Source organism: Gardnerella sp. DNF00354 (assembly GCF_049262755.1).
Lineage (GTDB): Bacteria > Actinomycetota > Actinomycetes > Actinomycetales > Bifidobacteriaceae > Bifidobacterium > Bifidobacterium vaginale.
Genome location: NZ_CP058402.1, coordinates 1455406 through 1474382, shown reverse-complemented (window position 1 = coordinate 1474382; position 18977 = coordinate 1455406). Strand labels below are relative to the sequence as shown.

Here is an 18977-nt window from a genome sequence, read left to right as displayed (position 1 = left end):
ATCTTTTTACTTAAGACGATACTAATGTACCAACCTGTACGTCTTAAATGTTCGTAGATGTTTTTATATTTCCTCTATGCCTATATTTTTCAGATAGTTATATGTCCCATCATAAAAATCAGTTTTTCTTGTAATATCTTCATCATATCCTTTTGGTATGAAGATTATCATTCCTTGTCTTGCTCTTGTAAGAAGTACTCTATACGTATTTTTAAGATATAATTTATCTTCATCTCTTAAAATATTCATCCATTCAGAGCCACGAAACTTCTTATAACTCCACTTACCATCTGTAATTCTAAAGTCAGCATCCCAGCAAACTATAGAATAATCAACTTCGAGTCCTTGTACATCAAATTCTGTCACAACATCTTCAAGAGCATAACACGATCTTACATCTTCTTTATCGTTTAAAAACCAATTGCAAACGTCAATTTTATTTTTAACGAATATACCCTCAGGCTTCAATCTTAATGCTCCGCTTGATGCAAGCAAACCGTATTTTTGTGATCCCATTGATTCGTTTTTGACCCAATTTTTAGCCTTTATAATATCTCTAGTAATCTTAATTGGGTATTTATATTTGATTTTTTCATAAATTTGTTTTGCAGTGGCAACATCCAAATCTAATGTAGCTTTTATAAAATCTGATAGGTCTGGAGTTCTAAATGATCTTAAAGATACAGAAAGATGCAAATCCTCTATTTCCTTTACCTCTAGGCCATTTATCATGCGCTCCCATTCGTTGTTTATCAAATATTCTTCTTTTAACTTATCAGATACATAAACGTCCCATCCTAGGAACTTTGATCTTAATGCATTAAACCATTCTGGAAGCCCACCTTCTCCATCGTTTATTTCTTGTCCACTACCTATAAGGCAAACTATAACTGCCCAGTCTTTATGCCGATCCATTGTACTAATTAAAAACTCAGGTTCACTATAATTAAAATTAGGTATACCTTTTTTAGTTTTCATAAACTGTGCTATCTTTTTATGATTCCAAGACCTTTGAGCTTCATCAAAAATTATTATGTGCTCTGGGGGAATATTCTCGTTATTTATAAATGAATCCCTATATTTATGAATAATCTGTATAAATGCATTTGTTTTCCTTCTCTGCTCAGATTTCTTTAAATCTGAACGAGTCTCTTTTTCCCTCTTTACACTATCTCGTACAAGAGCTTCTTGTAAAACCTCAACAAGAGGAAAATTCCCAGATAAAAATACTGCATGCTCTCCTTTTTCTGCATCAGCTTTTTGAATTCCAAGATTAAGGCCTACAAGTGTCTTTCCAGCACCTGGCACACCCGTTACAAAGCATATTGACTTTTTATTATGAGTTTTACTATATTCGATTATCTTATTAATCGAATCAGTTGTTTTAGAAATATTTCTTGCGCCAGCATCGCTTCTTGTTATATCTTCGACTTTGTTGCCTGTATATAGTGCGCGCGCAGCCTCTACAATAGTTGGGGTTGGTAAATATTCGCTATTAATCCAATTGTCATAGGAAAATTCTGGCATATTATAGTTGTCTGAAACCTGTGAAATTAATTTTCTAATTCCAAATCTATTGCACTCTAAAGGTTCTATAACATTTTCTTTAATTGGCAATTCATTATAATCTTTTGCAGGAGCATCTGTTGCAATCAAAATAGGAACAATGAGCTTGTCAAAACTTTCTTTATGGAAATTTTTTAAGTCTAATGCATAATCGTAAACCTGGTCATAATCGGAGCTGTTATATTTCTTGCTACCACATTTAAATTCAAGAACAAAAACAATATTATTATATAGGACTATATTATCAACTCTTTTTCCCATTCGAGGAATAGTGTATTCAAAAATAACTTTCCCATCAAACCCTTTAAGCTCTCTTTTTAAAATATTAATCTCTTGAATCCAAGTGTTTTTTTGCTGAATCGTAGTATCTGCAGATGAATCATTACTGCTAATTATGCCCAAAATATTATCGACATCTTTGCTCAAAAATTCACTAATACTATCTTCGTAATATGAGTTTAATCTAGACATGTTTACTCCTTTTATTTGAAATTAATTTAGTCATGACACTAGATTATGCAATTTACGATCTATAGTATCTTATCTACAAGCATTACTTATGAAAAGAGTACAGTTCTAATGTTTTCTTTATAAATTTTCTTCTTACTTAAAAGTTTCATTTTGAATGAATAATCCTAAATATGTTTTATCGATGGATACAATGAATTTTTCGCAAGAAGGTATTACACACAAATATTTACCAGATTTCCTACTGGAAGATAATGCGTAATCTGCTTGATTTTGTTTTTATGAATTAGATGTTTCTAGTAATGCTATTTTCAATTAAGTAGTAGATTTGTTTTAATCTTCGTCGACTTCATATTGTGCAGATGTAGCTAATTCCATCATTCTTTGTGCATAAGTATTTCCATCGATTTCTTCATTGTCATACTGACGCATTAATTCGTCAACCTGTGCTTTTATTTCTTTTCTGTTCATATTTCAACCTACATATTGCTGTTTTGATTAAACGAGCTTTTTAAATAATTAAAGTTTTTTATTATTTAGATTTTTTCGTTAGACGTTAAAAATAAAAGGATTTATGGTAAACGCTAGCATGAATAGTCAGATGCAGGTTGTCATGTTGCATGTGACTGCATGGATGATGTTCATACTATTAGTTGTTTTTATGGTATCAAAGAATTTTTGTCAGTTGTATTGTACGTAATGTCAATCTATCTATGAGAGTTTTTCCTTATTTTCGTCATCGTTTTTTTCGTCATTTACAATGGTCTGTTCTGAATGAGTGGAATCATATTCGTTGATTCTGTCGATTATTTCTTTTTTAGCAGATTCCAGTTCTTCAGGTGATACTGACTTTTTATTTAAACATTGAATTAATTTTTGAATGCAAGCATATCCAAGAATACCTACTCCTAGTGCAGCAAAAGTAAGTGGTAACATTTCTTTATGTCCCGCATTTTTTCCAGCATTAATAAGTTGATCTACAAATTTTTCAGGACCGCCTGCGTTTTTAGCTGCTTTTGAGAGATCTGCGTATTCCCAAGTCATAATTTACCTTTCATAATTTTGTGTTATAGCGCATTAGTATGATAACGATTGGTGTTAATACTCTATCTGATGGTGTGATGAGAAAGCAAGTTTTAATACAAATCAAATTTTAAAATTAAATATTTTCTTTTTTGTGGTATTCTGATTTGTTTTTCTAAAAGTTCTCTAAAACGTTTTTCTTGTGTAGTGTTTGAATAACATTAAGATTTTTAAGGAGCTAATAATGTGCTTATGTAATATTTTAATTAAGCGCTCCCAATATTCATAGTGTGCACACAAAAAAGTGTAGAAAAGCTATAAGTGTATCAACAAGCATAAAGTACTACTTTCTCTTACAATGTAAAAAGGGTGCGTAGCAATCGTCAGACACTGTTACTATCTCGGTTAGTTATCTGAGTTATTAACGGTGTTTGGCTTTGGAGTATAAACCAAAATATTAATTAGATTAGCTTTACACAATTTTGGACTTATAACAAAAATGAAGCTTATTAACTCAAAAATACAAGCAATGGTCTCTACGCAATTGTGGATAAAAGGTGTTAGAAGAATCTATAATTCAGCTGTGCATTGTTTTGGAAAAGTAAATATGCTAGGGGGTCACGCAAAACTGGTGACCCCCTGCTAACAGCAATCAGCACTTCCTATAGTGAAATGAGCTTGTCGTACATACAAGCATATACAAATTTGGTTATTTTTACAAATTTTATGACTATGTGTTGTATATTAATAATTTTTCAATATAAAAAACATGTTATAAACACAATTATTAAATTTAGAAGAATATACTTGCAATATCTTATCACAAATATGAAGTTGTTTTTTTAATATTGCTACCATTTTGCGCAATAATTTATAGTAAATAAAGGCTTAATTTATATGAGTTATGCACATTATTTCTTCTAGTTTGATGGTTGAAATACTCATGTGCAATAATAATGCTATGTTAACTGCTTATATTGATGAATCTCATTCTCCTGTAGATAGGAAAATTGGCGGAGATATATATTATATCGGTGCGCTAATTGTTGACGAGCAGCAAAAAGAATTTATAGAACAGGGTCTTGAAGAATTAAAAGAAAGCGTCATACAAAAATTTAATGTTCCAAGTAATGTTGAATTTCATGGTCATTGTATGTTCCAGTTTAAGGGTGATTGGAAATGCATGAATGGACTATATACACAATCCACTGGTATTTATAGATCTGCAATGCGCATTTTGGCAAAATCATGTGCAAAAGTTATTATTCGCGGTGTTGCTGCTGCTGAATTAAAACAACGATATAAAGAATATGCTCATACACCGCATGATGTTGCGCTTCAATATTGTCTTGAACGAGTTAATTTTATTGCTGAATCATATAAAACTGATATAACTATTGTTGCTGATAAAGTGGCTGATCCTGAGGCGCATGAAGGTCGTATTAAGCAATACCAAAAGAATGGAAATACAGAGGGGTTTTATAATTCAAATCTTTCTCATATTGTGATGCCATTCCATTGGGAAGACTCAAGACAATACTTTGGATTACAAATGATTGATATGGCATTATTTATCTCTTCGCGTGCTGCGATGATTGATAAATCGTTGGAGTCATCTCAACTTTCTCGTGGTGATAAAGCAGTATTAAAAACAGCTCATATAATTGATGATATTATTTGTAACAGTGGCGTATATTTTCCAATGAAGCATCGTATACAAAATGACATTTTTTAATGTAAATATGAGGTAGGTAGCAAAAAAGAAACCCCAAATTTGAGCACTGTTAGCTGCATAGAAGGGTGAGAAATAAAACAAACAATATTTGTGCTAAGTACTCATATTAATGCTAGTGTGTATCTTCTATATTGTGTTTACTCAAAATGAACATATGATTGGGAAGTGCGGTGTGCGAAATGCATGTTATCAACTCATAAAGGGCAAGATATTTAGTGCGCGGAGCAATTCTTTCGCTGCATGTTTTTTACATGTAAAAGGTAAGTTGACCATTTTTGACGTAATTTTAAAGTTGAACTTGAAATTTACGCCCATTATTAGAACACCACGGATTCCAATCAACAAGCTGATATCGCATGGGTATGGTGTTAATAGAATGGGTATCATGCCTAGAATCAAGCTATTGGGCTAATCTTAAACCTTTTTGCGATATTTTCTATCGTTAAAAAGTGCACCCAATATTCATAGTGTGCACACAAAAAAGTGTAGAAATACTCATGTGCAATAATAACGCAATTTTTGCTTTTTTTTTAAACAAGAGTATAGTGATATCAAATTTGCTAAATAAGCTATTGGATTTGTGTAATTTGTAGTGAATTATTTAAGTTTGATAGCGATTTGAAGGTAGTTGTGTAAGTTTGCCTGTAAGTTTGCGTAAACTTGCATTATGATTTGCGATTTTGAAAGAGTTTTAGAGGAGAGTTGGTTGCTGTGAAGTCAATATTTAGCAAGAATAATATTTTTATTCGTATGAGATCTATTAGTCCAGCATTGCGATGGGCGCTGGTTGGCTTCTGTTTTTCTATGCTCGGCAATCAAGCGTATGAAGGCTCGGTTTTGCCTTCTATTATTATTGTGGGCTTGCCGGCTTGGGTGATTGGTTTTCGTAAGACTTTTATGACGGTTGCCGATTTTCTTTCGCCATGCTCTGGTTGGATTGTTGATAAGCTTGGCGGTTTTCGCGCTCTTGCTATGACTGAAGGCGTAGAAGGCGTGCTCAGTTTGCTGCCGCTTCTTATGTTTGGCTCTCCTGCGTGGAAGTGGTCGCTTGTTGCTCTTTCTTGCGCATTGTTGATTACTGGTCAAGTGATTGATATTGCTAGCGAAGTTTTCGAGGTTGATGCTGCCGGCGGCGATGACGGCATGATTGTCAACTACAGCGGCATTGTGAGCGTTTTGGCGAGTATTACAGGAACGTTGCTTGGCTCTCCGCTTGGATCTTGGATTGCAAGCTGGTCGATTCCTGCAGTTTTGATTTTCTCGTCCGTGACTTCTTTTGCGGCTTGTGCTACGCGATTTATTATGAAGCAAGACATTGCGCAAGCGTCTTGTGCAGAAGAGGAAGCGTCGCAAGATGTAGAGAATGAATCGCAAGCGATTAGTGAAGAAGGAGAAGTATCGCAAGAATCGCAAGAAAATGACGTTGTAAACAAATCTGCATCTAATAAATATGCGAATCCATTACTCAAGAGTAAAATCATGCTTCTTGCTGGATCTCTTTTGGTTGCTTTTATTCCTGCATGCTCTGTTTCCTATATTCTTCTTGGTCTTGGTAAGCAATATGGCTCTAAATCTTTAACAATACTGTATATTTTCACTGGTATAGGAAGCGTGCTCGCATCCGTTTTGTATGCGCACTCTTCTCAAAAACTCGGTTTAAGAAAAGTTGCGATTTTAGGTATTGCTGTGAGCTTGCTTGCTTATTGCCTTATGTTTATTAATCTTTTGCCAATGATGTGCTTTGCATTCTTACTTGAAGCGATTGGCGGAATGCTACTAGTAGAGCCGATTATTGTTGCGCGTCAGATTCTGTTTAAGGGGAGTGCGCTCGCTAAGTTTTCTGGTTGGGCGCGCCTCGCGTTTGCGATTGGTGCTACTACTGGTTCTTGGATTGGATTTGCATTCTCATCGGCGTTCCAATGGCAGCTTTTGCCTATACTCGCGCTGATTTTCACAGCAGGATTGCTTGTTGTTTTGCCTCAATTACCCAATACGAGTTATGCGGATTAGACGATTTGCGCTGCAGAATATATGAAGTTTATATGTGATTAATAAGTGTTATCTTCTAAGCAAAAGGCATTGTTAAATCGATAAAACTTAACGATTTGCATATGTATGCATATCTGTGTATAATATGTAAAAATAGAAAATCTTGCGAGTATGAATACAAATAAAAGAGTATAAAATATTCTGCACAAACTAAATTACAGGAGACTCTCATGCACAAGATTATTCAAAAGTGGAATAGCATTGACCTTATTTTGCGTATTGTCATTGGTCTTTTTCTTGGCGCTGCACTTGGTCTTTTTGTTCCAGCTCACGTCTACGTGTTAGATCTTATTGGAAAGCTGTTTGTGAGCGCACTTAAATCCGTTGCGCCTATCTTGGTATTTTGCCTTGTGATTGGAGCGCTCGCAAAAGCAAAAAGTGTTGGAAACATGAAGCTTGTAATCGTGTTGTATGCGATTTCTACTTTCACTGCAAGCCTTATAGCTGTATGTGCAGCTATGATTTTCCCTGTTGACTTCACTTTTGCGCATGTTGAAGCAGCATCTTCGCCATCTCCTCAAGGAATCGGTGAAGTTCTTAATTCTCTTGTGTTAAATATTGTGGTAAACCCTGTAGATGCTCTTGCTAAGGGAAACTTTATTGGTATTTTATTCTGGGCAATTGCCTTCGGTGTAGCGCTTCGTTTGGCTGAGCCTTCCACTAAAGCATTCTTTGACAACGTTTCGTCTGCTATTGGAAAAATTGTTCACTGGATTATTAACGCAGCGCCTTTCGGCATTATGGGTCTTGTTTATACAACAGTGGCAAGCAATGGTCTTCGTATTTTTAGTGAATACGGTTCCGTTATTGCCTTGTTAGTATGCACTATGGCTGTTGTTGCTTTGATTGTTAATCCAATTTTGGTTTTTGCTCTCACTGGCAAGAATCCGTATCCTCTTGTATTGCGAACGTTGCGCGATTCGGGAGTTACAGCGTTCTTTATGCGTTCTTCTGCTGCAAATATCCCTGTAAACATGAATTTGTGCGAAAAACTCGGTTTTAACAAAGACAATTACTCAGTTTCTATATCGCTTGGATCAACCATTAATATGAGTGGTGCTGCTATAACGATTTCGATTATGGCTTTGTGTGCTGCTCACACTCTTGGGATTTACGTTGATATTCCAACAGCTGTGATTTTGTCTGTGCTTTCTGCGGTTAGCGCTGCAGGCGCATCTGGTGTTGCTGGTGGCTCGCTTTTGCTTATACCTCTTGCGTGCTCATCGTTTGGTATTTCAAACGATATTGCTATGCAAGTAGTTGCTATTGGTCTTATTATTGGCGTGATTCAAGATTCGTGCGAAACTGCGCTTAACTCTTCCACAGATGTTCTCTTTACGGCAGTTGGCGAATATCGCATGTGGCAGCGTGCAGGTCTTAAGTTTAAGATGGGCAAAGACCACGAACCAGTGCAACTTAAAAAGTAGCTGTTGTAGCTTTTGTTAAGTATTATTATTAGTGCGCGTTCTTCCGTTTTTACGTTTTAGATCGCGCACTTTTGTTATATTTTGCGAGGTGTTATTGTAAATGAATCTAGCAGATGTTCAAATAAAAGAGTACGAAAAATATAATAGCAAAGATATTTTAAGACTATATGATTCTGTTGGTTGGTCTTCGTATACAGATGATTTAGTTGCTTTAGAAAATGGCTTTAACAATTCACTCAAGGTTTTAGCTGCGTATAAAAATGATGAGCTAGTTGGCATTGTTAGAGCTGTTGGTGACGGACATACGGTTGTTCTTATTCAGGATATTCTTGTTTTGCCGGAGTATCAAAGGCAGGGGATAGGCTCTGCTTTGTTAAATGCGATTGTGGATTTTTACCCTAATGTTCGTCAAATTCAATTAACAACGGATTGTACTGAAAAAACTATTGCTTTTTATAAATCTGCTGGTTTTATTGAGTTATCAGAAATCGAGTGCTGCGGTTTTATAAAAGACAGAGCATGATTGCGTATTAGGCTTTAGGGAAGTGGTAGGTTGTGTTTGCAGGAATACTGCGGTTAATCCACGCGTTTGCTGCGATTATACTTCCGCTTCCTATTGTGGTTTCTCCGCCTAAGATTGTTGCGTTTGCGTAAATTACAACATTATTTCCAATATTTGGATGCCGCTTTCCGCCTTTTATAGGATTTCCATCCTCGTCTAGCGCAAAACTTTTTGCACCCAGCGTTACGCCTTGGTAAAGCTTAACATGCTCGCCGATTACAGTTGTTTCGCCAATTACAATGCCAGTTCCGTGATCAATGCAAAAATATGCGCCAATTTTTGCTCCTGGATGAATGTCGATTCCAGTTTTTCTGTGTGCATATTCGCTCATAAGTCTAGGAATTAGCGGCACGTTAAGTTCGTAGAGTGCGTGCGCTGTGCGATGAATAAGCATTGCATAAAAACCAGGGTATGCGAGTGTGACTTCTACTTTGCTTGTGCAAGCAGGATCGCCTTCATATATGGCTTGAATATCTGTTAAAAGTAACTTTTTAATTGTAGGAAGAGTATTTATAAATTGATTGCAAGTTTCTTGAATTTTAATTGTGTTGCTTGTGTAGCATTGAAGTTCGTGGAATATAATGCGTTCTATAGTGTCTAATGCGTTTGAAGTAACGGTATTCAAACTAGCGTTAGTATTCAAACTAGCATTGAGTTGAGTAGTCTCGTTGATTTCATTGCGCACATGCAACTCAGGCAAAAGTAGAGCCTGAGTTGCATGTATGAGTGCAATAATATTGCGGTAATTAGGTATGAATGTAGCTTGCCTTATGTCTGAATCGTGAATTGAGTTTAGTTGACTTATAAGATCAAGGCGATCACTCATACATTTCTCCCGTTATTTTTATTATTTTTCTTTATTTTATAGTTTTGATCATTATCTAATAATGTTATTTATTATCCATATATTATCCATATATTATTTAATCAAAACTTGCGTATTTACAGTAGCGCTCCTAAATGTAGTTAGTCTTCAAATAATGCTGTAGACAAGTATCGATCTCCTGAATCGGGAAGTATTGCAACAATGGTTTTACCACTGTTTTCTTCTCTTTTTGCTTCTTGGATTGCTGCCCAGATTGCAGCTCCAGAAGAAATACCCACGAGAACGCCTTCTTTTTTGCTTATAAGCTTGCCGTTTTCAATTGCGTCTTCATTTGTTACGTGAACAATGCGATTGTAAATGTTTTGGTTGAGCACATCTGGCACGAATCCTGCGCCGATCCCTTGAATCTTGTGCGCTCCTGGCTTGCCGCCTGCGAGTACAGGGGAGTCGGATGGTTCTACTGCGATTACTTCCAGATGCGGATTTTGTTCCTTTAAATATGTGCCAGTGCCCGTGATTGTGCCGCCTGTTCCAACGCCTGCAATTAGAATATCCACGTTTCCGTTAGTGTCTTGCCAAATTTCTGGACCTGTTGTTTTGTAGTGCGCGTGCACATTTGCTTGATTGGTAAACTGTCCCGGAGTCCACGCGTTTGGCGTGTTTTCAACGATTTCCTTCGCTTTGGCAATTGCGCCTTTCATTCCTTCTGCAGCAGGAGTGAGTACGAGTTCGGCGCCGTATGCTTTCATAAGTTTTCTGCGTTCAATAGACATGCTTTCTGGCATAACAATAATGCTTTTGTATCCTTTTGTTTGAGCAATCATTGAAAGACCAATGCCAGTATTTCCAGAGGTTGGCTCAACAATTACTGAGCCTGGTTTAAGCGTGCCTTCGGCTTCTGCTTCTTCAATCATCTGCTTTGCAATTCGGTCTTTTACGGAGCCTGCTGGGTTGAAGTATTCGAGTTTTACAAGGATTTTTGCTGCTAGATTATACTCTTTTTCAATGTGCGTAAGCTCCATAAGTGGAGTGTGGCCTACGAGTTCTTGCACGGACTTGTAAATATTAGACATAATATTTCCCCTTACTTGTTTGTTGTTTTACTTGTTTGTTTTTGTTTTGTTTGATTTGTTTTTAATTTTTAAAAAATGATTTTATTAATAAAGCGACTATTGCTTTATTAGTTGTTTCTAAAGATGCCATTTATCTGTTTAATATCTAATCCGTATTAAATTGTTATCTTTTCAACGTCTTATATTCGATTTTTGGCATAAAAAAAGAAACAGCGCGCTGTTTCTTGAATCGTAATTTGCTGTGTTTTAACGTAAATGCTTTTAACACAGGCTAGATGATGCATACTTAGTGCTTGCAAACATCATTTCGATTAAGAAATGCGCAACAGCATACGTTACAACAACAATTTGTCATCATATTTGTATGATACATGCGCACTCCTTTACTAGTCGAAATGGTGATAAGTGAAGACTATAGCGAATGGATTTGTGTTTGTCAAACTTGATTTGTGTTTGTCAAACTTTGATATGTATTCCTTCTTATGCGTGAGTGTCTCTGTTTGGAGATAGTAGCCAATCGTTGCGAATTTGTTATGTTTGGCTGATTTGTGATTTTTGGCGATAATGTGCGTGCTGGTATATAGGATTGAATGGCTTGTAGAATTAGTTGATTGTATGACGGAGTTGATTGTATGACAGAATATGATTTGCCGATTTTAGAGTATGATTCCGATAAAAGTGCAGTTTTAATGCCAAATCACGATAATATTTCTGTTCATCTGCCATCTAAAGCGGTTTTTGCTTTCTTAGGCGATGAAATTGATCAGTATGCTTTAAGTAGGAAAGCTACGATTGTAGCAAATTTTGAATCTGCAACTAAAAAATATCCGATATATGTTTTGGAAGAGAAAGTAGGAGATACAGTAAGAGAAAATACAGGCAGCGAAGTAGAAGAAGAAACGCAAAAAATCTGCTTAGTGCAGGCTCCAGTTGGAGCTCCTGCCGCTGTTCAGATCTTAGACTGGCTGATTTCTTACGGTGTTAGTGAAGTTGTTAGTGCTGGTTCTTGCGGATCGCTAGTTGATTATGCGGAAAATGTTTTCCTGGTTCCGTATAAAGCTTTAAGGGATGAGGGGACTTCTTATCATTATTTGCCTCCAAGTCGTTATGTTGACGTTTCAGATCGTTCAAGGCATGCTATTTTACAAACTTTGCAGGCGCATAATTTGCCTTATCATGAAGTTAAAACGTGGACTACGGATGGGTTTTTCCGTGAAACTAAGACGAAAGTTGCTAATCGTAAGCAGGAGGGATGCGCGGTTGTTGAGATGGAGTGTTCTGCTTTAGCGGCTTGTGCACAAATGCGTGGGATTGTTTGGGGTGAGATTCTTTACACTGCAGATACTTTGCACGATGTTGAAAATTATGATGAGCGAAATTGGGGTGGAGACTCTAAAGCGTATGCGCTTGAGCTTTGTATTGAAGCAGTGTTGCGCATTTGACACGTTTACACTGATATTACATATGTAATCAGTGTTTTAATTTGATTTTTTTTTTTAACTCTATGCTTATTATTTCTAGCAAGCATTACGTATAAATGCGTTTAAGTATTACGTTAAGTGTTAATAATCATGATAAGTATGATAGTGTAGCTTTCAATGCTTTGTAGCGAGTGAATAAGCAAATAGCTTATGAAAATGCTGCTTACGAAAATGATATTATAGAAGAGATAGTAGAAATAGTATAGATATAAAGGAAGTGAGAGGTAGCGAGAATGAGTAAAACTGACGACGCGGCAAATCAGCAATCGCCCGCAGATCAAAATACTGCGGCAAATAAGCAATCATCCACACTGCATCCCGACGTAAAAAATTACGTAAAACTATTTTTCAAAGAAAACAAACTTGTAGCTTTTCTTTCGATGATAGTTTTTATTGCCTTGTCTATGATTTTCACTGCTATTTCTTGGCTTTTGCAAATTATTTTCGACTATATGTCTGGCAAAGGAGACTTCTCTTTAACTACTATTTTGCTGCTTGTCGCTTCCTTTATGCTGGTAATCTCACTGATTTTTGCGTTGAAGCGCAGTGCGTATCCTCGCTTTCTTGAAAAAGCAATGAATCAGTATAAAGAGTCTGTTATTAAGAAGCTTTTAAAAAAGAGTTATAGTGATTTTTCGCTTGCGAATTCTGGCACGTATCTTTCTGTACTTACTAATGATTGCGAGCGTATTCAAGAAAAGTATTTGAAGAAGATTTTTGATTTTGTTCAAGACGTTCTTATGCTTGTAAGCTCGCTAGCTCTTATGATTTACTACAGTCCGTTTCTCACTGTTATTGCTCTTATTATTTCTGTGCTTCCAATGGCATGCTCGATTCTTACAGCTAATGGAATTGCCACTCGAGAGGAGCAGGTTTCTAAATTGAATGAGTCTTATACGGCCCTGACGAAGGATGTTTTGAACGGCGTTTCGGTTATTAAGAGTTTTAAGGCGGAGCAGGAGGTTATTAACCGTTATCAGAATCAGTCGATGGAGCTTGAGCATACTAAGAATCTTCGCGAAAAAACGATGACTACTGTTTCTGCTCTTGGAACGATTTCAAGCCTTGCAACTCAGCTTGGCGTGATGCTTGTTGGCGCTTGGATGGTTAACGCTCACGTTGGTGTTATTACTGCTGGAATGGTTTTAGCTTTTACTAATTTGATGAATGGCGTACTTCAGCCTATTGCAAGTCTTCCACAAATGCTTGGCGAGATGAAGGGCGCTAAGAAGCTTATTAGTAAGATGGCTGATTATATGAGTAACGCTAAGGAAGATTCTGGCGAGATTATTGACGATTCTATTAAAAACGTTGTTTTGCGAGATGTTTCGTATTCTTATGATGCGGATCATAAAGTCTTGAAAAACGTAAATCTAACTTTGCAATCTGGAAAATCTTACGCGATAGTGGGGCCTTCTGGCGCTGGTAAAAGTAGTTTGATTAATCTGCTTATGGGCTACTACAAGGATTATAAGGGTAGCGTGCAGCTGAATAATCACGAACTTAGCAATGTGAGCAAGAGTTCGCTTTATGATAAGACGACTCTTATGCAGCAGTCTGTGTTTATGTTTGATGCTTCGATTTTAGATAATATTACGCTTTTTAAGCCATTCCCGGACGCAGAGGTAGATCGCGTGATTCACTTGGCTGGTTTGGATGATTTGATTGCTGCTAAAGGCAAGGATTATCAGTGCGGCGAGAATGGTAGTCATCTTTCTGGTGGTGAAAAGCAGCGTATTGCTATTGCGCGAAGCTTGCTTAAAAAGTCCGAGATTCTGCTGGTTGATGAGGCAACGAGTGCGTTAGATAACGAGACGAGTGCGAACGTAACTCAGTCTATTTTGGATTTGCAAGGAATCATTCGACTTGTGGTAACTCACCGTTTGGATGCTAATTCACTTAAGCAATATGATGATATTCTTGTGATGAAAAGTGGCGAGCTTATTGAGCGCGGAAGCTTTGAGGACCTTATGAATCAGAAAGCTTACTTCTACTCGCTTTACACTGTGTCTATGTGAGTATGTTGATTTGGCTTGGGCTTGGGTTTGGCTTGCGCCGTGCAATTTATCGCAAGCGATCCTGAACTAGTGTTAGTAGCCATTAAGTGCAAAATTGCAGCGATTGGCTACTTCGGTATTGGATATTTTGTAATTAGCACTCTGATTATTCCGTTTCTGCTATCTGCAATTATTTCGTTCACGATAAGTGTTCACAAATTCTTCAACAGATAGGAACGTATCTTCATAACCCAGTTTCTCACACAGCTTCACAACATCTGGCTTATCAAGATGTGCGCTAGAAAGTATGTCGTCTCGCCTAAAAGCGTCGCGCGCAGTGCCGTCAAAAAGAACCTTGCCATTTGAAAGCACAACAACGCGATTAAATACTCGAGCCACAAAATCCATATCGTGAAGAACAGCTATAACAATTTTCCCCTGAGAAACAAGGTGCTTAATAATTGATTCAATACAACGTTTTCCGCGATCGTCCTGAGCAATCGTAGGCTCATCTAAAATAACAACTTGAGTATCCATTGCTAAAATTGACGCAATAGAAACCATTTTCCTTTCACAAAGACTTAAATCGTAAGGATTTAAGTCGCTTTTATCTAAAAGTCCTACGAGTTTTAGACTTTCTTTTGCTTGGATCAATGCTTGACTCTTATCAATTCCAATTTTCAAAAGTCCAAACATTACTTCGCGTATAACAGTTGATTCAAAAATCTGGTCATCTGGATTCTGGAATACGAATCCAATATCTTTAGCAAGAGAGGGAACAGTACATTCTGCAATATCTTTACCATTTAATAAAACGCTTCCAGATTTCGGCGTAAGAAGTCCTCTAAGGATTTTAAGTAAAGTTGTTTTTCCAGTGCCATTTTGACCAACAATAGCACATGCTCCAGGTGCAAAAGACAAATTTAGATTATTGAATATTTGTGATGTTGGAGTATGAGAAAAAGACACATTTCGTATTTGAATAGTAGGAGTCATGATAAGCGATTCCCTTCATTTGATTTTAAAATGTGTGACGTTTGTTCAAGAGTTATTGGATACAAGCCATTATTGTTTTTTAACGAAAGTTTTTTGCAAATTTGAGTATAAACAGGAGGATTTACGCCATATTCTTCTAAGTCTTCGCGAGAAAAGATTTTTTGCGGAGTATCAAAATCAATGAGTTTTCCTTCGCTTAAAAGCATTACGCGGTCGCTATATTGCGCGATTTTTTCCATTTTGTGCTCAACCATAATAATAGTTTGACCCTGATTTTTTAAGGATTCTACCGACTTAAAAACCTCTTCAGAACCTTTAGGATCAAGCTGCGAAGTTGGCTCGTCTAAAATTATTATTTCTGGTTGCATAACTAAAATAGCGGCAATAGACATTCGCTGCATTTGACCGCCAGATAAATCGTATGGAGAGCAATCTTTAAGATGGGCAATGTTGAGCATTTCCATAATTTTCTCTACGCGACTTTGCATTTCGTTTTGCTCAATTCCAAGATTTTCAAGCCCAAACGCAATCTCCTCATACACAGTAAGTTTAGATCCAGTAATTTGATTAAAAGGATTTTGAAAAACTAAACCAACTTTTTTACAAAGACTGTCTATTGGCGTAGTTTTTGCATTAAGACCGTCTACCTCAACTTTGCCGCCGTATGCTCCGTGGTAAAGATTAGGAACAAGACCTAAAATAGCTTGCGATAATGTTGATTTTCCAGCTCCATTAGCACCTATTATTCCAATAAATTCGCCTTTATTAATGTCGCAAGAAATGTCATTGAGTGCAAGAGTTTTACTATAGGGATAGCGATATTTTAAGTGCTCTATATGAATAGCTGCCATGCTATATATCCTAAATTATTAAGTAACGCATAAATAATAGATGCGATTATTACAATTAAACAAGCGCATAAAAATAGCGTATTGTATTTGTTTGGCTTAAATGGTTTTATGAATGTTTTTTGATTATTGCACGAAAATCCGCGAACTTCTAAAGCTATAGTTCTTTCTTTAGAACTCATAAATGAAGACATTATAATCGGGGATATTAAAGGCAAAAAAGCTTTGAAACGTGTTATAAGAGAACCTTTTGTTTTCAATCCTCTGCTTCTTTGTGCGTCAACAATAGTCGAAGTTTGCTGTGTTATTTGAGGAATGATTTGGAATAGAGATACAAAAACATAACCCATCTTAGGTGGTAAACCAGCTTGTATCATCTCTTGCATCATATTGGAAGGTTTAGTTGTAAGCGTTAAAACACAGAACGCGAACGAAATATTTAATATATTTAGCACAATCTTCATTGCTACTTCAAAACCTTCTTTGCGAGCAATCAAAGGTCCTAGTTTGAATAAAATCGTGTAATTTCCTGATCTAAAGAAAGTCTGAACTATAAAAATAGTTACAATAATAAAACCGGTAACTTGTATTACGATTTTTATTTTTGCTAGGACCCTTGATGTTGCAAGTAAGATTAGGCTCAAAATAATAAAGATAGCGAAAGAACTATAGCCTCCAAGTAAGCTTGGTGTGCTTGTAGCGCATATTACGTATGCAAGTTTGGTTTTTGCAGATAGTCCGTTTAGAAACGAATGCTTATCTTCAAATAGGCTGATGCTTTTCATGCTATCTCGTCTTATTGTGCTTATATTAAAACTTGTAGAACTTAGCGTTTATGCGATTTATTTTTTGTGATAAACGTTTATTTATCAAGATCTTCGTCATCTGATTGATAGATGGCTATTAAACTCTTAGGAAGAACTTTATAGATTCCAGCTGCAAGGAACAAAACAACAATCTTGTCTGGTATATCTACAACAAGCTCATCTACGAATGATGCAAAGAAGCCTTTGGATCCCATTGCTGCAAAAACAGCGTCGCCCCAAACGTTTCCAGTGGTTCCGCCCCAATAAATCATGTTTAGAGGTGTAGAGATGATTATTGCGATTGCTGCAACAATAAGGCTTGTTATAAAAATGTGTAGGCCTTTGTCCATATATTTTAATCGTGCAGCGATTCCAACGCTTACTCCAATTGCTGCAGCTGTAATGCTATAGACTGTAGAAATTGGATCAATTGTTAAGCCGTAGACAATATTTGTTAAAAATCCAGCAATTCCGCCTACAACAGGTCCTGCTAAGCATGCTGAAATGCAAGTGCCTAGTGTGCCAAGCCAAAGTGGTAGTTTTAGCATGCTAGCGAATAGTTTTGCAACATAATTTATGCCGATTGCGGCTGGTATTAGTACGAGTGAAGCGGTAGTTAATTTAACGCTCCAAATATTTTTTAGTTTCTTTACCATTTTTGAACTTCCTATCAGTTAAGGAATAAATTCAAGTTCATTATACGCTTTGAGAAATGTTATTAAAGTAGTTGAAAATTAATGTGTTATAAATTGTAATCTTGTTTATTTTGTGTTATTTTGTTCTTTGTTATTTGTTTTGTATTAAGTCTTTATTGAAAATAATCACATTTAAGATACTTTTCTAGCAAAATCAAAGTTGTTATTATTTTGTTATTTGACTATTTCACTATTCCAAATTTTGCTATCACAAATTTAACTATTCAAAAATTCTAGTATTCCAAATAATGATTATTTATGATAAAAAAATATAAGAGATTTTTATGCCTTTTATAAAAATGTTGTTACGAAAATATTGACGATTATAAGAGGGAGATGACGATGAATGTAAAACATAGTGGTGTGTTTACAAATCCCGAAGTTTTAGAAAGACTTAATAAATTAGAAAAATCTCCCCAAATGCAAGGGAAACTAAATGAGTTAAAAGAAGGCGTAAAAAATAACGCTTTTGACCCAATGCGTTTAATCCCATTAATACCAGTAGTGCTGATTATTGGTGCTGTTGGCAATTATCTGCCTTCTCTTGATTACTCTACTTATAAATATCCCTTACTCATAATAATTGCCTTTGTTGTTTGCTTTGCTGGCAAGTTTTTTGTAACAAATAAGGTTGATGTAAATACTCTATATGCGAATAATGTCTTAACGCCGATTCTAAATGCGATTCTGCCTGGAACGGTATTAGAAAATTCTGAAGGAATTGACGACAGTATTTTTAATAATCTTCTGCCAATATCTAGTATTTATTATTCAAATAAACACATAATTTTTGGCGATGAATTCAAAACTGAATTTTCAAACATGCAAGCAATGCACACTTCTAGAAGTGAAAGTGGAAAAACTGTTAAAAAAACGGATTTTATTGGGCAAGTCTTATTAATAAACGCAAAAACCAATATAAATGGTCACATTAGAATAGTTCCCGTTACTGGAAAGAACTTTATGGGGCAAAAACTAAGTGGATACTATGGCAAAAAAACAAAAGAGGAGAGTGAAGTTCAAACAGAATCCATTGAATTTAACAACTCGTATTCAATCTTTTCTACAGACGATTTTTATACAAAGCTTGTATTAGATCCAAGTTTTATAGAAATATTGAATAATTTGCAAAAAAGAATGAGAGTTTGCATATATCTAGATAGCGAGCATATTATTGCAGCTTTTGATTCTGGTCGGTATATATTAGGTAATCCTGGAAAATCTGGAATAGAAAACCTATCTTTAACAAGAGAATATGCAAGATTTAGAGATGTTTTGGCTGAATATTACGAAATAATCAGCGTAATTAGAGAAAAATTGCAAAATTAGAAGCTAGAAAATTTCAATATTATATATTGCAATACTAGCGAATTGCAAAAGTAGAAAAACTAAGACTATAGAAAACTAAGACTAGAGAAAGACTAG

16 protein-coding genes are annotated in these 18977 nt (G+C 35.9%); 7 read left to right on the top strand and 9 right to left on the bottom strand.

From position 1 onward, the window contains the following. Positions 1-63: 63 nt before the first annotated feature. The 3 genes from HXT24_RS05870 to HXT24_RS05860 form a co-directional block, all read right to left on the bottom strand. Positions 64-2037: a DUF2075 domain-containing protein gene (locus HXT24_RS05870; RefSeq protein ID WP_422119339.1), complete on the bottom strand. Its 1974-nt coding sequence runs from the start codon at positions 2035-2037 to the stop codon at positions 64-66. A 330-nt stretch (positions 2038-2367) separates the two neighbouring features. Continuing rightward, on the bottom strand, positions 2368-2505 hold the full coding sequence (locus HXT24_RS05865) for a hypothetical protein (protein WP_422119338.1): 138 nt from the start codon (positions 2503-2505) through the stop codon (positions 2368-2370). A 240-nt stretch (positions 2506-2745) separates the two neighbouring features. Then, on the bottom strand, positions 2746-3078 hold the full coding sequence (locus tag HXT24_RS05860; protein ID WP_422119337.1) for a hypothetical protein: 333 nt from the start codon (positions 3076-3078) through the stop codon (positions 2746-2748). Positions 3079-4000: 922 nt separating this feature from the next. On the opposite strand from HXT24_RS05860, the gene HXT24_RS05855 reads away from it, so the two are divergent. From HXT24_RS05855 to HXT24_RS05840, 4 genes are all read left to right on the top strand, one after another. Then, the gene (locus HXT24_RS05855) at positions 4001-4792 is read left to right on the top strand and encodes a DUF3800 domain-containing protein (protein WP_422119336.1); all 792 of its coding nucleotides are present in this window, start codon (positions 4001-4003) and stop codon (positions 4790-4792) included. 750 nt (positions 4793-5542) lie between these two features. Next, on the top strand, positions 5543-6802 hold the full coding sequence (locus tag HXT24_RS05850) for an MFS transporter (protein ID WP_422119335.1): 1260 nt from the start codon (positions 5543-5545) through the stop codon (positions 6800-6802). A gap of 209 nt (positions 6803-7011) precedes the next feature. After that, positions 7012-8268, top strand: coding sequence for a serine/threonine transporter SstT (gene sstT / locus HXT24_RS05845; protein WP_410311795.1), 1257 nt, complete (start codon positions 7012-7014; stop codon positions 8266-8268). Positions 8269-8368: 100 nt separating this feature from the next. Continuing rightward, positions 8369-8791: a GNAT family N-acetyltransferase gene (locus HXT24_RS05840; RefSeq protein ID WP_004138275.1), complete on the top strand. Its 423-nt coding sequence runs from the start codon at positions 8369-8371 to the stop codon at positions 8789-8791. A gap of 7 nt (positions 8792-8798) precedes the next feature. On the opposite strand, the gene epsC is transcribed toward HXT24_RS05840, so the two are convergent. Together epsC and cysK are read right to left on the bottom strand one after the other, a co-directional pair. Continuing rightward, entirely contained in the window at positions 8799-9656 is an 858-nt protein-coding gene (epsC, locus tag HXT24_RS05835; protein WP_422119334.1) for a serine O-acetyltransferase EpsC, read from the bottom strand. 140 nt (positions 9657-9796) lie between these two features. After that, the gene (cysK, locus tag HXT24_RS05830) at positions 9797-10729 is read right to left on the bottom strand and encodes a cysteine synthase A (RefSeq protein WP_020761107.1); all 933 of its coding nucleotides are present in this window, start codon (positions 10727-10729) and stop codon (positions 9797-9799) included. A 632-nt stretch (positions 10730-11361) separates the two neighbouring features. Between cysK and HXT24_RS05825 the strand changes: the two genes are divergently transcribed. Then, positions 11362-12171, top strand: coding sequence for a nucleoside phosphorylase (locus HXT24_RS05825; RefSeq protein ID WP_020761106.1), 810 nt, complete (start codon positions 11362-11364; stop codon positions 12169-12171). 272 nt (positions 12172-12443) lie between these two features. Next, on the top strand, positions 12444-14228 hold the full coding sequence (locus HXT24_RS05820) for an ABC transporter ATP-binding protein (protein WP_422119333.1): 1785 nt from the start codon (positions 12444-12446) through the stop codon (positions 14226-14228). 159 nt (positions 14229-14387) lie between these two features. On the opposite strand, the gene HXT24_RS05815 is transcribed toward HXT24_RS05820, so the two are convergent. The 4 genes from HXT24_RS05815 to HXT24_RS05800 form a co-directional block, all read right to left on the bottom strand. After that, a complete protein-coding gene (locus tag HXT24_RS05815) occupies positions 14388-15203 on the bottom strand; it encodes an energy-coupling factor ABC transporter ATP-binding protein (RefSeq protein ID WP_422119332.1) in 816 nt (271 codons plus the stop codon). After that, complete coding sequence (locus tag HXT24_RS05810; protein WP_422119331.1) at positions 15200-16054, bottom strand: energy-coupling factor ABC transporter ATP-binding protein; 855 nt, start codon at positions 16052-16054, stop codon at positions 15200-15202. Before HXT24_RS05810 ends, HXT24_RS05815 begins: the two co-directional genes overlap by 4 nt. Beyond that, a complete protein-coding gene (locus tag HXT24_RS05805) occupies positions 16036-16836 on the bottom strand; it encodes an energy-coupling factor transporter transmembrane component T family protein (RefSeq protein ID WP_422119330.1) in 801 nt (266 codons plus the stop codon). The genes HXT24_RS05810 and HXT24_RS05805 overlap by 19 nt, the downstream gene beginning before the upstream one ends. A gap of 77 nt (positions 16837-16913) precedes the next feature. Next, entirely contained in the window at positions 16914-17513 is a 600-nt protein-coding gene (locus HXT24_RS05800; RefSeq protein ID WP_004114802.1) for a sensor histidine kinase, read from the bottom strand. A gap of 381 nt (positions 17514-17894) precedes the next feature. On the opposite strand from HXT24_RS05800, the gene HXT24_RS05795 reads away from it, so the two are divergent. Continuing rightward, positions 17895-18881, top strand: a complete 987-nt coding sequence (locus tag HXT24_RS05795) for a DUF3137 domain-containing protein (RefSeq protein ID WP_004114803.1) — start codon at positions 17895-17897, stop codon at positions 18879-18881. The last annotated feature ends 96 nt before the right edge of the window (positions 18882-18977 follow it).

Bases quoted from the DNA above. Each gene is read 5' to 3' on its own strand.
- HXT24_RS05870 (WP_422119339.1), bottom strand. From the start codon at position 2,037: ATGTCTAGATTAAACTCATATTACGAAGATAGTATTAGTGAATTTTTG.
- HXT24_RS05865 (WP_422119338.1), bottom strand. From the start codon at position 2,505: ATGAACAGAAAAGAAATAAAAGCACAGGTTGACGAATTAATGCGTCAG.
- HXT24_RS05860 (WP_422119337.1), bottom strand. From the start codon at position 3,078: ATGACTTGGGAATACGCAGATCTCTCAAAAGCAGCTAAAAACGCAGGC.
- HXT24_RS05855 (WP_422119336.1), top strand. From the start codon at position 4,001: ATGTGCAATAATAATGCTATGTTAACTGCTTATATTGATGAATCTCAT.
- HXT24_RS05850 (WP_422119335.1), top strand. From the start codon at position 5,543: ATGAGATCTATTAGTCCAGCATTGCGATGGGCGCTGGTTGGCTTCTGT.
- sstT (WP_410311795.1), top strand. From the start codon at position 7,012: ATGCACAAGATTATTCAAAAGTGGAATAGCATTGACCTTATTTTGCGT.
- HXT24_RS05840 (WP_004138275.1), top strand. From the start codon at position 8,369: ATGAATCTAGCAGATGTTCAAATAAAAGAGTACGAAAAATATAATAGC.
- epsC (WP_422119334.1), bottom strand. From the start codon at position 9,656: ATGAGTGATCGCCTTGATCTTATAAGTCAACTAAACTCAATTCACGAT.
- cysK (WP_020761107.1), bottom strand. From the start codon at position 10,729: ATGTCTAATATTTACAAGTCCGTGCAAGAACTCGTAGGCCACACTCCA.
- HXT24_RS05825 (WP_020761106.1), top strand. From the start codon at position 11,362: ATGACAGAATATGATTTGCCGATTTTAGAGTATGATTCCGATAAAAGT.
- HXT24_RS05820 (WP_422119333.1), top strand. From the start codon at position 12,444: ATGAGTAAAACTGACGACGCGGCAAATCAGCAATCGCCCGCAGATCAA.
- HXT24_RS05815 (WP_422119332.1), bottom strand. From the start codon at position 15,203: ATGACTCCTACTATTCAAATACGAAATGTGTCTTTTTCTCATACTCCA.
- HXT24_RS05810 (WP_422119331.1), bottom strand. From the start codon at position 16,054: ATGGCAGCTATTCATATAGAGCACTTAAAATATCGCTATCCCTATAGT.
- HXT24_RS05805 (WP_422119330.1), bottom strand. From the start codon at position 16,836: ATGAAAAGCATCAGCCTATTTGAAGATAAGCATTCGTTTCTAAACGGA.
- HXT24_RS05800 (WP_004114802.1), bottom strand. From the start codon at position 17,513: ATGGTAAAGAAACTAAAAAATATTTGGAGCGTTAAATTAACTACCGCT.
- HXT24_RS05795 (WP_004114803.1), top strand. From the start codon at position 17,895: ATGAATGTAAAACATAGTGGTGTGTTTACAAATCCCGAAGTTTTAGAA.